General features: G+C 71.1%; 16 protein-coding genes. 9 read left to right on the top strand and 7 right to left on the bottom strand.

Features of this window, described 5'->3' with window-relative positions:
• A partial coding sequence (locus DEIPI_RS40460) for an AfsR/SARP family transcriptional regulator (protein ID WP_425387885.1) occupies positions 1-474 on the bottom strand: 474 nt, incomplete at its 3' end.
• Between the two features lie 120 nt (positions 475-594).
• On the opposite strand from DEIPI_RS40460, the gene DEIPI_RS0120275 reads away from it, so the two are divergent.
• The 4 genes from DEIPI_RS0120275 (at position 595) to DEIPI_RS0120260 (ending at position 3,745) form a co-directional block, all read left to right on the top strand.
• Positions 595-789 carry a hypothetical protein gene (locus DEIPI_RS0120275; protein WP_027482983.1) on the top strand — a complete coding sequence of 65 codons (195 nt, stop codon included), beginning with the start codon at positions 595-597 and terminating at the stop codon, positions 787-789.
• A 39-nt stretch (positions 790-828) separates the two neighbouring features.
• Positions 829-2,202, top strand: coding sequence for a fibronectin type III domain-containing protein (locus DEIPI_RS0120270; RefSeq protein WP_027482982.1), 1,374 nt, complete (start codon positions 829-831; stop codon positions 2,200-2,202).
• A gap of 71 nt (positions 2,203-2,273) precedes the next feature.
• Positions 2,274-2,882, top strand: a complete 609-nt coding sequence (locus DEIPI_RS0120265) for a hypothetical protein (protein ID WP_027482981.1) — start codon at positions 2,274-2,276, stop codon at positions 2,880-2,882.
• Positions 2,879-3,745 carry a DUF1349 domain-containing protein gene (locus DEIPI_RS0120260; protein ID WP_027482980.1) on the top strand — a complete coding sequence of 289 codons (867 nt, stop codon included), beginning with the start codon at positions 2,879-2,881 and terminating at the stop codon, positions 3,743-3,745. Before DEIPI_RS0120265 ends, DEIPI_RS0120260 begins: the two co-directional genes overlap by 4 nt.
• Before the next feature lie 403 nt (positions 3,746-4,148).
• On the opposite strand, the gene DEIPI_RS33035 is transcribed toward DEIPI_RS0120260, so the two are convergent.
• The 3 genes from DEIPI_RS33035 to DEIPI_RS0120245 all read right to left on the bottom strand — a co-directional run bounded on the left by DEIPI_RS33035 (position 4,149) and on the right by DEIPI_RS0120245 (position 6,049).
• A complete protein-coding gene (locus DEIPI_RS33035; RefSeq protein WP_045234792.1) occupies positions 4,149-4,523 on the bottom strand; it encodes a DUF4397 domain-containing protein in 375 nt (124 codons plus the stop codon).
• 75 nt (positions 4,524-4,598) lie between these two features.
• On the bottom strand, positions 4,599-5,729 hold the full coding sequence (locus DEIPI_RS0120250; protein WP_027482979.1) for a permease prefix domain 1-containing protein: 1,131 nt from the start codon (positions 5,727-5,729) through the stop codon (positions 4,599-4,601).
• Positions 5,730-5,731: 2 nt separating this feature from the next.
• Positions 5,732-6,049 (bottom strand): PadR family transcriptional regulator, encoded by a 318-nt coding sequence (locus DEIPI_RS0120245; RefSeq protein ID WP_027482978.1) that lies wholly within the window; start codon positions 6,047-6,049, stop codon positions 5,732-5,734.
• Between the two features lie 300 nt (positions 6,050-6,349).
• Between DEIPI_RS0120245 and DEIPI_RS0120240 the strand changes: the two genes are divergently transcribed.
• From DEIPI_RS0120240 to DEIPI_RS0120225, 4 genes are all read left to right on the top strand, one after another.
• Positions 6,350-6,568, top strand: coding sequence for a hypothetical protein (locus tag DEIPI_RS0120240; protein ID WP_157463842.1), 219 nt, complete (start codon positions 6,350-6,352; stop codon positions 6,566-6,568).
• 171 nt (positions 6,569-6,739) lie between these two features.
• On the top strand, positions 6,740-8,146 hold the full coding sequence (locus tag DEIPI_RS33030; protein ID WP_052351857.1) for a glycosyltransferase: 1,407 nt from the start codon (positions 6,740-6,742) through the stop codon (positions 8,144-8,146).
• On the top strand, positions 8,143-8,736 hold the full coding sequence (locus DEIPI_RS0120230) for a hypothetical protein (protein WP_027482976.1): 594 nt from the start codon (positions 8,143-8,145) through the stop codon (positions 8,734-8,736). The genes DEIPI_RS33030 and DEIPI_RS0120230 overlap by 4 nt, the downstream gene beginning before the upstream one ends.
• Before the next feature lie 217 nt (positions 8,737-8,953).
• The gene (locus DEIPI_RS0120225) at positions 8,954-9,541 is read left to right on the top strand and encodes a hypothetical protein (RefSeq protein ID WP_157463841.1); all 588 of its coding nucleotides are present in this window, start codon (positions 8,954-8,956) and stop codon (positions 9,539-9,541) included.
• Between the two features lie 193 nt (positions 9,542-9,734).
• Here DEIPI_RS0120225 and DEIPI_RS33025 read toward each other — a convergent pair whose 3' ends face one another.
• From DEIPI_RS33025 to DEIPI_RS0120210, 3 genes are all read right to left on the bottom strand, one after another.
• Positions 9,735-10,664 carry a DMT family transporter gene (locus DEIPI_RS33025; RefSeq protein ID WP_052351856.1) on the bottom strand — a complete coding sequence of 310 codons (930 nt, stop codon included), beginning with the start codon at positions 10,662-10,664 and terminating at the stop codon, positions 9,735-9,737.
• 35 nt (positions 10,665-10,699) lie between these two features.
• Positions 10,700-11,128, bottom strand: coding sequence for a hypothetical protein (locus tag DEIPI_RS0120215; protein ID WP_157463840.1), 429 nt, complete (start codon positions 11,126-11,128; stop codon positions 10,700-10,702).
• Positions 11,129-11,221: 93 nt separating this feature from the next.
• On the bottom strand, positions 11,222-12,133 hold the full coding sequence (locus DEIPI_RS0120210) for a LysR family transcriptional regulator (protein WP_027482973.1): 912 nt from the start codon (positions 12,131-12,133) through the stop codon (positions 11,222-11,224).
• A 30-nt stretch (positions 12,134-12,163) separates the two neighbouring features.
• On the opposite strand from DEIPI_RS0120210, the gene DEIPI_RS38190 reads away from it, so the two are divergent.
• On the top strand, positions 12,164-12,564 hold a 401-nt coding region (locus DEIPI_RS38190), incomplete at its 3' end, for an MFS transporter (protein WP_157463878.1).

Here is a 12,564-nt window from a genome sequence, read left to right as displayed (position 1 = left end):
GCCGGCGTCCTCGTGCGCGGCGGCGCGGCGCGTGAGGGCGTCCACGCCGAGCGCGCCGAGCCGTTCACGCCACGCGAGCAGCCAGTCGCTCAGCTCCGGACGCCCGTCGAAGTCCACCCCGGCGAGAAGGGGCGCCATCCCCTCGTCCGCGAGCTCACCTTCGAGCACGTCACGGACGTCCACGCGCACCGTCCCGTCGAGCCGCACGAGGTCCGAGGCGAGCAGAAGACCGTCGCCGAACATCCGCGCCGCGCGGCGCAGCAGATGCACGAGGTTGTTGCGCGCCGCGCCCTCCAGCGTTTCCGGCCACAGCAGTCCCGCCAGACGTGAGCGCGTCGAGGGCCCTTCGAGCGCCACGTACGACAGGACCGCCAGCAGGTTCCGCTCCGCGTGGAGCGACACCTCCTGCCCGTCCGGACGGTGAAGGCGGGGCGGGCCGAGCAGGTCCAGCCGCCACGAAGAACTCGACGTCATGAGCTTCAGCATACCGGGCCGCCCCGCAGGGGCGCGCGGCGGGAGGTCACCACCCGAACACCATCGCGCTTCGGGAACAGTGCGGGCACGGACCGGGAACCGGCCCGCACAAGGAGACGCATGACCCAGCAACACCCTCAGGAAGGTCCACGCTCCGCCTCGCACGTGTACGTGCTGCGTGTCTGGCATGACGGCGACGCCGCCCTGCCCGGCTGGCGCGCCACGCTGCGCGAGGACACCCAGGGCGACGCCCGGCACTTCGCGAGCATCGACGACTGCCTCGAGTACCTCTACGGCGTCCTGCTGCGCAGCTAGCGGACCGTCGACGCCGCTCGTCCCCACGGAGGAACACCCATGAACCGCACGATCACCTCACGTCTCACCTTCCGCTCGCTCGCCCTCCTGACCGCCGCGCTGACCCTCGCCGCGTGCGGCGGACCCGGCGGCGGTACGCTCCCCACGGACGTCACGACCTTCGAGGCCGACGCGACGGACAGCGCGACCGTCACGTTGAGCTGGAGCGCCGCGAGCGGCGCCGCGAACTACACCCTGGAACGCAAGACGAACGGCGGCGCGTACGCCAGCGTCACCGCGCCACTCGACGCGAACACCCGCTCGTACACCGACGCCGGTCTCACGCCGAGCACCTCGTACACCTACCGGCTCAAAACCACGAATTCCCTCGGCGCGAGCGTCGGCGTGGAGCGCGCGGTCCGCACGCCCGCCGAGGGAGACCGTGACTTCACCCTGAACGCCGGTCCGCGCGCCCTCACCGTCTCCGCGGGGCGGAGCGCGACCGTGCAGGTCACCCTGGAACGCCCCGCGAACCCCGAAGGGCTCGTGACGCTCGGCGTGGACGGCCCCACCGTCGGCACCGGACGCACCCGCATCGACGCGGCCTTCGGTGGCAGCGAGGGGCGCGTGCTCACCCTCAGCGTCGGGCAGGACGTCCCCGTCGGCGCGCACACCCTGACGCTCAGGGGTCGCAACGGCACCGTCGAGCGCACGGTCACGCTGACGGTGAACGTCGAACGCTGGCTCGTCGTGGACGACGACAGCAGCGTCAACAACAGCCGCGCGGACGATCCCGCCGCCACGCCCGACTCGCAGGCGGATCTGCGCGTGCGTGGCGCGATGAACGCCGCGAACGTCGCGTACGACGTGCACGTCGTCGAGTACGACCTCGGCGGGAACGTCAGCGGGCCGGACGTCACGCGGCTGCGCGAGTACAGCGGCGTGCTGTGGTACACCGGCGACCGCACCGAGAAGGTCCTCACGCCCACCGACCTGCAGAACGCCGCGGCCTTCGTGAACGACGCGAACCGCGCCCTGATCCTGCTCTCGCCGGGTCTGGTGCACAACGCCGTCGGGGGACGTGGCGACCTGCAGACGCCCGACGAGCCGCACCGGACGTTCCTGCAGGGCACCGCCGGCGTGACCCAGGTCGCGTACGGCCCGTCCGTGGGGACGCAACCCTACACCCTCACCGGGCAGGACGGCACCGTCACGCAGGGCCTGAGCCTGAACGTCGCGGCGTCCATCAAGGGATTCCTGCTGCCGGGCAGCGGCACGCTCGCGCTCCTCAGGGACGGCGCGGCGGTGTCCACCACGGGCCGCGCCGGGGCGGGCACGGCAGGCTCGTCGCGGGTGATCGTGTCCCCCGTCAGCGTCGGCTTCGTCACCCAGCCGGACGCGAACGCGCTGCTCTCCCGCTTCCTGCGCTTCTGAGAAGTCACCATCCGAACGTCACGCCGCCCCGAGTTCACGTCACGTCCGCACCCACGCACCTGGAGGTCATCATGAACACCCACACCACCGAATCGTCGTCCACGCCCACCACGAGTTCCTTCGCGCGGTTGCGCGCGCTTGGCGTCGCCACCGTCCTGGCGTCGCCCGCGATGCTCGTCGAGGTGTACCGTCACGGCTTCCAGAAGGTCGCGAACGAGGACACCGACCCGCTCGGCGCGCTGCTCTACGGGCTGTTCTCGCTGGGCTGGCTGTGCGCCGCGCTCGGCCTGCGCGAGGTGCGCGCCGCCGGTCGGGGTCGAGCGGGAGGGGCGCTGAGCGCCCTGCTCGTCGTGACCGTCACGCTGGCGCTGCTGCAGAGCGCGATGGACCTGCTCGGCGTCCCCACCACGCACGCCGCGTACGTCGTGACGGACCTCGCGTGGCCGCTGAGCATGCTGCTGACCTTCGTCGTCGGGATCGCCGCGCTGGTCGCCCGGACGGTCAGCCCGGGCCTGCGCGCGGCGCTGCTGCTCTGCGGGATCTCGCTGCCCGTGACGATCCTCTCGAAGGTCCTGCTGGGCCAGGAACCGTCCGGGGTGGTGTTCGCGTGGCACACCTTCCTCGGCTGGGCCGCTCTGGGCGCGGCGCTGCTCGCGACCGCGAAGGAGCGCCGCTCGTGAGCCGCGCGCACCTCAGGGCGCTCGGGCTGAGCGTCCTGGTCGCGCTGAGCGCGGCGTTCGGCGCGCCTTATGACCTCACGGCCCTCGACGACGAGTTCGACGACGCCACGTCGCTCGCGCGGTGGCAACGGCACGACGTCGTCGAGGGCTGGCCGAGCCAATGGAAGGCCCTCGACGTGAACACCACCAGCCCCGGGCACCTGTACGTGGAACCGTACTCCAGCGCGTGGTTCGCGGGCATGCGCGCGCCCTACCTGTTCAAGGAGGTCACGGGGGATTTCGTCGTGACGGCGCGCGTCCTCGCGTCGGGCCGCGCGACCCCCGTCCCCACGGCCGGCTGGTCGCTGCTGGGCCTGATGATCCGGCAACCCCGACCTTCCGTGACGCCCGACACGTGGAGTTCGTCCGGTGAGAACTGGGTGTTCCTCACGGTCGGCACGGCCGACGACGTGGGCGCGCCGCAGATCGAGGACAAGTCCACCACGAACGGCGCGTCGAGCCTGCGCACCCGACCGGGCCGCGCGGGCTGGGTGGAACTTCGCGTCGCGAGGATCGGGCGGTCCGTGCTGCTGCTGCGCCGCTTCGACGGCGAAGGCTGGGCGGTGCACCGCCGCCTCGACCGCCCGAACCTCGGCGTGACCCTGCAGGTGGGCGTCAACGCCTATACCGACAACGACTCGCTCGGGGTGGTGAACGACGCCCTCGCGTACAACCGGACGGTCGTGACGCAGGGCAGGCCGGATCTCGTCGGGCGGGTGGACTGGGTGAGGTTCGCGCGGCCCGACGTGCCGGACGCGTGGCGCGGGATGGACCTCTCGTGGAACGTCAGCGACGAGGACCTGCTGAAGGTCCTCGGACGCTGACCGCGCCGCCACCTTCCTCCGAAAATGGAAAGGGCCGCTCAGGCCCGGTCGGGTCGGCGTTGCCCTCGCGGTCGAGGACGTCCGGCCTCACCCATGCGGGAGTCGCTGAGCGTGCGAGGCGGGGACCGGACCGCTCCGGTTCGACGTGCACAGCTTCCCCGCGTCCAGAGACCGTACGACTTCGCCGTCGCGACCGGCTTGAGTGGCAACGTCCCGCCGGGCGTGTCGTCGCTGCCGCTGCCGCCCAGCCGCGGCGACCAGCCTCGAGCACCCTGCGGCACGACCCGCGGCCCGTTCGTGAGCGTCACCGGCGGCGGGCTGAGGCCGGGCCGCACGTGCCAACGTGCCGACCCTCGACGAACGACGTGTCGAGGGCCGGCGACCTGACGTGTCGTCTCGTGCGTTACTGGCCGCCGGGCGTGCCCGAGGTGAAGTCCACGTACAGGGCGCCTCCGGCGCTCTGCGCGACGCTCAGGGTGTACGCCATGCCGTTCGTGACGTCGACGGTGCCGCGCGCGAGGTCACGCTGGCCGAGCGGCGCGTCGTGCGGCGTGACGACGACGGTGTGCTCTCCCGCCGTGAGGGTGCGCGCGAACATGCTGGGCGCGCCGCTGAACATGTCGTCGAACAGCAGCTGGCCGTCCACGTAGACGTCCACGACGCCGGCGGCGCCCGTGTGGTTCAGGAAGTGCACGCGCGCTTCGTCCTGGGGCGCGGCGTTCGCGGTGACGGCGGAGGTGAGGGCGAGGGCGGCGGCGAGGGCCTTGAGGTGACGCATGAGGGTGGTCCTTTCGGGTCGTGAGGAGGTGGGGGCGCGGTGGGCCGCGTCTCCCCGGAGGGGTCGGGGTTGGGTTCAGTTCGCGTCGCTGGTGGCCTGCGCTGGTCGTACGGTCTCGTACTGCTGGGCGACGTCACCGGTGACGCGGCCGGTGAGGCGGACGAGCAGCGCGTTCGTCCGGCCGCCCGTCGGGTACGGTGAGAGCTGTCGGGCGTCCGTGACGAAGGTGAGCCGCTTGGCGCGGGTGTAGAGCGTGACGGTGCCGTCCTTCTGGACGGCGGCCACGTCGAGGAAGGGTACGCCCTGCTCGCCCCGCTGGATCAGGCCGACGGGGGTGCCTTCGGGCAGGTCGACGTGGATGACGTGGGTGGCCGCGTCCTTGGGCGTGGGGGGCGCGTCGTCCTCGCGGATGGAGGTGGTGTCGGCGCTGCCGGTGAGGGCGCGCTGCGCGGCGCGCAGCAGGGTCAGGTACAGCGGCGCGGCCTGCGCGGCGCTCGTGGCGGTGCCGACGGTGAAGCTGACGTCGCCGACGGTGACGGTGGGGTTCGTCCAGCCGCTCACGCGCACCGGCAGGCCGGAAGGGCCGAAGCTGGCGTCGAGGTCGAGGATGTTGAGGTAGCGGTCGGCGCCCTTGCGGAACGCGACGCGGGGGGTGACTTCCCGTGTGGCGCCCGGGAAGAGGTAGGTGGTCTTCGCGGCCTGCGTGGTGACCTTGACGCCTTTGGCGCGCAGGGTGTCCTCGAGGCTGTCGAGGTTGAGGTAGAGGCCGCGGTAGACGCGGACGTCCTTGAAGACGTAGCAGGTCACGTTTCCCTTGGTGCTGGTGACGGTGATGGCCTTGCGCGCGGTGAGGGGTTTGGTGGTGGTGACGCAGGTGGGCGACTGGGGACGTTGGGTGAGGGCCGCGACCTGCGCGCCGCTGGTGGTGACGGCGCTGAGGCCGAGCGTGGCGACGAGGGTGCTGAGGGCGGTGACCTTGAGCAGTTGGGGCAGGACGTAGATGCCGTTCATGGCGATGCCGACGCTGGCGGGAGGGCCGAGGTCGTCGATGGCGTGGCGAATGGCGTCGCGTTCGGACATCCCGAAGGCCTGGAGGCCGGCGGCGCGTTCGAGGATGTGCTCTTCGAGTTCGTCGCGGACGTCGTCGCGTTGCCGTCTGGGCAGGCCGAGGGTGGCGCGCCGGAGGTAGCGTTCGAGGTCGGTCATGGTCAGCTCAGTCCGTCGAGGGCGTCGCGGAACAGGGTCCATTCGGCGCGTTTGGTGGTGAGGGCGGCGCGTCCGGTTTCGGTGATGAGGTAGTACTTGCGGGGTTTGCCGTTGCGGCCGAGTTCGCGGTCCTCGGTGGTGAGGAGGCCGGCCTGGGTGAGGCGGTGCAGTGCGGGGTAGAGGCTGCCTTCGCGGAAGTCGAAGAGGCCGTTGGAGCGGGTCTTGGCTTCCTGGGCGATGCGGAAGCCGTAGAGGGCTTCGCGTTCGAGGACGGTGAGGAGGATCAGGTCGAGGTTGCCGCGGAGTTGGTCGGGGTTCAAGGGGGTCTCCTCTCGAGGGGTGGGCGCGTGGGCGTCCCCGGCGTTGCCCCCTCCACAAAGCTCTGTCTGTCTACATAGTCTGTCTTAGTAGATCGTCTGTCAAGAGTCGGCCAGGAACATGCCCCGAAAAGGCCTCCCACCGACGACGTCAGGGGTCTGTCACACCAAGGGCGCTACGGTGCGCGCCGCGCACCGACCGCTTCGCAGAACGCTGCGCCAAACGACCGCGGAACGAACCCGCCGGTCCCCACCACCGACCCGATGCACTCACGACTCAATTCCGAGGCCACCCCGATGTCCATGTCCAACCGCCGACGCTGGCTCGCCGAACGTGAACGCTTCCTCCTCCACTGGTGCGGCTCCCTGCCGACGGACAAGCCCATCCCCTTCTACGAACGACGAGCACGCATCGAACACGCCTGGACTCAGCTCGCGCGCATCGACGCCCGAAAGTCCGTGTCGAACGCGGCGATCGATCCGCAGGGCCCACGAGTGGCCGATGGGGCGGACGACGGCTGAACGGCCGGCTCAGGCCCAACGACGCTGGGCCCGACAAAGCCCAGGTCAACCTGGAAGGCGCCGCCCGCCTCCGCTTTCCGCCGCGCCGCCGATGTCACTGCCACGTCATGAGAGCAACTTTAAGGTGACCTACAAACAGAAGCGCGTGCAGACGCGCCGAAAGGACTCCACATGGCCAACATCCTCATCGCCACCGCCCCCTACGTCGGGCACGTCAACCCCGCCACCGGCATCGCCCGTGAATTCGTCGAGCAGGGCCACGACGTCGTCTGGTACACCAGCAGCCCCTTCCGGGAGCGCGTCGAGCGGACCGGCGCGACCTTCACGCCGATGCGCCCGCACCTCGAGTTCGACCCCACCAACCTCGACGCGCGCTTCCCCGCCCGCAAGGGCCTCAAACCCCTCCAGCAGATGAGCCACGACATCAGGCACATGCTCGCGGACTTCATCCCCGACTACGTCGAGGACGTCCTCGACATCCTCAAGGTCTTCCCCGCCGACGTGCTCTTCACCGACACCGGCTTCTTCGCGGGCCGCGTCGTCCGCGAACGCGCGGGCGTCCCCTGGGTGGTGTTCACGCCGATGCCCCTGCAGAGCAGCAGCGTCGACACCGCCCCGTTCGGACTGGGCCTCCCACCGTCCTCCACGCGGCTGGGCCGCGTCCGCAACCGCGCCCTCAACCTGCTCATCCAGAAGGTGCTGCTCCGCGCGCCCGACGCGTACTACCGCGACGCCGAAGTCCGCGCGGGCGCCAGGCGCGCCACGAAGTTCCTCCTCGACAACGTCATCGAAGCGCCCGACCTCGTCCTGCACGGCACCGTCGAGGAATTCGAGTACCCCCGCAGCGACCTGCCGCGAAACGTCCGCTTCATCGGGCCGGTCCTGCCCGACGCCGCGACGACCTACACGCTGCCCGACTGGTGGAGCGAACTGCACGAATCTCGCCCCGTCGTGCACGTCACCCAGGGCACCGTCGACAACGCCGACTTCGACAAGCTGCTCGTCCCGACCCTCCAGGCACTCGCACACGAGGACGTCCTCGTCGTCGCCACGACCGGCGGGCGCCCTGTCGAGGAGGTCAGGATCACCCTGCCCGCCAACGCGCGCCTCGAGCGCTTCGTCCCGCACGACCTGCTGCTGCCCCACGTCGACGTGATGGTCACCAACGCCGGCTTCGGCGGCGTGCAGCGCGCCCTCGCCGACGGTGTGCCCCTCGTCGTAGCCGGCAAGGAAGCCGACAAACCCGAGGTGTGCCAGCGCGTCGCGTGGTCCGGCGTCGGCATCAACCTCGCCACGGACCGCCCCACGCCCGGCAAGATTGGCGCGGCGGTGCGTGAGGTGCTGTCCAACCGCAAGTACGCCCTGCGCGCCCGCACCCTCGCCCGGGCCTTCGCGCGGCACCACGCGCCCACCGAGGCTGTACAGGCCGTGGCAGCGCTCATCCAACGACGCGGCCGTCGCGCCGGACCCACCCCCGTGATCGTGACTCCTGAACCTCCCACCCACCCGGACCGTTCTCGCGCGACGCACGTCGTGCCCTGCTCCTCCCGCAGGTCCAGGAAAGGAAGCCCCACATGAAACGAGTTTTCACCGCGTTCCCCCTGCTGATCGGCCTGCTCGCCGGCTGTCAGTACGATCCGCCCGTCGCGCACGTCGGACCCATCGACGAAGTGTACGGACAGATCGCAGGTCGTTCGCCGATGCCCGACAGGGTACGCTTCGCCCCCGGACAGGACGCGCCGCAGGACGTGGCGCCCGTCAGCGCGACCGGGCGGTTCTCCCTGCCGCTCCCGACCTTCTCCGGTGGGCAGCCTTCGATCGCGACGACGGGGTGCGAAGGGAACGTCGTCTCGCAGAACGCCTCCGCACGCTTCCAGAAGCTCGATCACGTCGAGCTTCAGGTCTTCAGGGACGGCGTGGCCCTCGGGACCATCCGGAACCGCGTGGAGCGCGCGGTGGGATCGGAGGAGTACCTCTTCGTGTACACGTCGGCCGCGACGACCGTGCGGGGATCGCAGCGTTGTCCGGCGCTCAACGACGGCGGCGCGTTCACCGAGACGTACGATCTCACGCTTCCCGCGGGGTGGACGGTCGTCCGGCGCGTCGTCACGGCGGACGACGTCCGGATCACGAGCGTTCGCGTTCCCACGATCGTCACGTGGTCCTGAACGCTTCAGGTCGCGGTGGCCTCTTCATGCCCTGTTCTCGAGCTCGACGTCCTCTGCCGCGCCAGGGCCGTCGTCCCACCGACCGAGCCGGGCGTCGCAGGTCCGACACCAGGGCAGGACCGCCGAGGACTCGGCACGAACCGCGGACGCCTGGGTCGGACTCGGTCCGCGGTTCGACGTCACGGGTGCGTCACGCCCCGCCGACGAACATGGGCTCATGCTTGTTCGCCTCATGCCGTTGCTCCTCGTCGGGGCCCTCCTCGCCGGATGCACCCCTCCTGTCACGCCGGACGGGCCGAGCGGCTCGTCCGGTGTACTGCGCGGTCGGTTGGCGGAGCGCGCCGTCATGCCGGATCAGGTCAGCTTTCCCCCCATCGTGACGCTGCCGCAGCAGCGCGTGCAGGTCGACGCGGACGGAACGTTCACGCTGCCGCTCCCGACCAACCCGAACGCGGCGATCGACACGTACCGTGACGACGGCTGCGTCGGTGACGTCACCGAGAGTGCGCCCGCCGCGCGGTTCGAGGAGCTCTATCACCTCAAGTTGATGCTGTACCGGGACGGCGCCCTCCTCGGCAGCGCGCGAAGCCGCCGCGTCGACGGGACGACCAGTCGGGAAATCGAGTTCATCTACGCCACCGTCGACACCGACGTCACCGGCACTCAGGCGTGCGCGTACGACGGCCGACGCGAGACGTTCGACCTGCGGCTCAAGGCCGGCTGGAACAACGTTCGGCTCACCATCCGGGACTATGTCGACTGGACGTTCGAGAACGCGCCGGACGACACGGTCGCGTGGTACTGAGCGGCTCGCGCGAAGGCTCCGACGTGTTCCGGGCGGGACGTCACGTGACGTCCCGCCCGCACTTCCGGTCGGGCGCGAGCGCTCGCCACGACGCGGTGAGGTCCGGTGCTGGCGGTCCGGCGCGGTCCGGCGCGGTCCGACTCGCACGTGTCGAGGTGGGCGCAGCGGTCGATCGCCGCCCGGGCGTCCCGGCTCAACGCCGGGTGGTGTGGGCCGACGTGCGATTGGGCTTGGCGGTGCCCGTGGCGTCGGTGGTGCCCGCGGGTGGTCGCGCGCTGCTGGACAGACGGGCGGCGGCGGCGAGGGCGACCACGGCGACACAGGTGACGACGGTCCAGACGCTGAGGTGCTCCCCGAGGAGCAGGTACGCCCAGATCAGCGCGAGCATCGGCTGAGCCATCTGGAGTTGTGCGCCGCGGGCGGTGCCGCCAAGGGCGAGGCTGCGGTACCAGGCGAGGAAGGCGAGCAGCATGCTGACCATCGAGACGTAGCCGAACGCGAGCCAAGCGGTGACGCTGGCGTGCAGTCCGTGCCTCGCGACCTCGACGCCGACGGGGAGGAGCAGGAAGGGCGTGGCGATCACGAGGGCCCAGCACATCACCTGCCACGCGCCGATCTCGCGGGCGACGCGGGTGCCCTGCACCGTCCCGTAGGCGCTGAGGAGCACCGCGGCGAGGAGGAGGAGGTCCGCGCTCTGCAGGGAGCGGACGCCCTGGGAGAGCGCGAAGAAGGTCACGACGAGGACGCCGGCCAGGGCGCAGAGCCAGAAGCGGCGCGGCAGGCGTTCTCCGCCGGTGAGGACGGCGAACATCGCGGTGGCCGCGGGCAGCAGGCCGACGACGACGGCGGCGTGCGTGGCGGGAACGTGCCTGAGGGCGATGGTGGTCAGCAGTGGGTAGCCGATGACCACGCCGACGGTGACCGCGAGGATCCTGCCGAGGTGACGCCGCGCCGGGGGCGCCTTGCGGTGCGCGAGGAGGATGAGTGCGGCGAGAAGCGCGGCGACGGGAGTGCGGCCGAGCCCGACGATGATGCTGCCGAGCTCCGGAACGGCGGCGCGCGTGGCGGGGAAGGTGAGGCTGAAGGCGAGGACGGCGAGGACGCCGAGGAGGACGCTCTGCACTTCCGCTCCGCGCGCAGCGCCTCGGTCGGGCGCGTTCATGGTCGCGCCACGACGAGCGCAGGCGAACGCCGCGTGGTGCCGGCGCTGTCACGCGTGCTCGACTTGGCCGGCTTCATGCGCGTCATCTTCAGGGACGGCGCGGGTGACGCGGAGGGCGCGGACGCCTCGGCCCGCGTCTTGGACGGCCCGGCGGGCTGCTCGTAGGGACGGAACGCCCGCGGCTCGAGGCCGTCGGCGACGGCGAGGCCCTTGAGGGTGAGCCTGACGCGGTGCGCGGGACGCCGGAAGTGGACGCGCATGTACTGCACGTCCGCCCAGCCGAGGGAGCGCAGCACCTCGACCGAGGACCAGACGCTGGTGTTCGACACGCCCAGCGCGGCCGCGACTTCGTTGGCGGAGACTTCGTGAACGCAGCGCAGCAGGCGCATCACCCGGAAGATCACGACTTGATCACGTGGTCGCATGGCCGGAGCGTAGTCGGAGGGCCGTGACGACACCCTGACGTCCGGACCGGGGCGAGGGGTAGGAGGCAGTTCGAACGCGCCCGAGGGGTGACTTCAGGGTTGCGCTTCGTGCGGACGTGGGGCGCCGCGCATCCGCTCTGCCAGAAGCGACGCGAGCGCGGCCTGGGCGCCCCTCAGCTGCCCGCCGCGTGGGTGGCGGATCAGCAGGGCGTCCCGGTGGAAGTCCGGGAGGTCCACGACCGGCAGGACGCGCAACTCGCCGCGGTCGAGGTCACGCTGGACGGCGCTCGGTGGGAAAAACGCGGCCCAGCGGGAGGTGCGCACGAGAGATCTGGCCACGGCGGGGGGAACGTCGAGCGTGACGTCACGCGTGGGCAGGACCCGGCGAAGGTCGTGGAGGTGCGTGGTGGTCCATGGGACGTGCAGCCACTCGACCTCCCGGACGTCCGCCCAGGTGAGGGCCTCGCGGTTCGCGAGGGGGTGTGTGGGGGCGACGACCGGGAGGAGCGGTTCGTGCAGGCGTGCGAGCTCCTGCCATTCGATGCCGGGCGGGTAGGCGTAGGGCGACGGCACCACGGCAAGGCGGACGATGCCGTCGTCGAGGAGGTGCATGACCTGCTCGCAGGCGACGGTGTCGGCGAAGACGCCCGCGTGCGGGAAGAGCCTCAGGAGGTCCGCGAGCGCGGGCGCGACGAGGCTGGCCGTCAGGGTCGGGGTGGAGGCCACGCTGACCCGGCCGCCGTGACGAGGCTCGGTGCGGGCGGCGTCCACGCCTTCGTCGAGGAGTTCGAGGGCGCGCTGCGCGTACGTGAGGAAGCGTTCGCCACGCGGGGTGAGCTGGAGGCGTCGGCCGCCACGGACGAACAGGGGCGCGCCGATCTGCTTCTCGAGCGCGTGGATGCGGTTGCTGATGGTGGGCTGTGCGATGAGCAGCGTCTCGGCGGCGCGGCTGAAGCTGCCGTCGCGGGTGATCTGCACGAACGCGCGGAGTTGATCGACGTCCACGGCCCCTCCCCTCCTCCATCCAGTATATGGATGCGAAGCATTCAGGGTATTGCCTTGCTGGATGTCCAGGATGGCGGTAGGGTCAGGCGACACTCCTCCGAAAGGATCAAGATGCGTCTGCCCGCCGTACTGCCCACCGACCTGCCACGACCCGCCCTGACCCTGCTTGCCGGCGACGCTCTGTTCTGGCTCGCCGAGGGCCTCGTCTTCCCCTACCTGCTCGTCTACCTGCAGCGCAGGCTGCACCTCGAACTGAGCGTCGCCGGCCTTGTCGCCGGCTGGGTCGGGCTCTCGGGACTCGTCGGCGTGACCCTGGCGGGCGTCCTGATCGACCGGCGTGGCGCGCGCGTCGCCGTGACGTTCGGTCTGTTGGGCGCCGCGCTGGGGGCGGCGGCGTTCGCGCTCTCGTCGAACGCGCCGCAGGCACTGCT

This window comes from Deinococcus pimensis DSM 21231, assembly GCF_000519345.1.
Classification (GTDB): domain Bacteria; phylum Deinococcota; class Deinococci; order Deinococcales; family Deinococcaceae; genus Deinococcus_A; species Deinococcus_A pimensis.
Note: the sequence above shows the minus strand (reverse complement) of the source record. Positions and strands in the feature narration are given on the sequence as shown.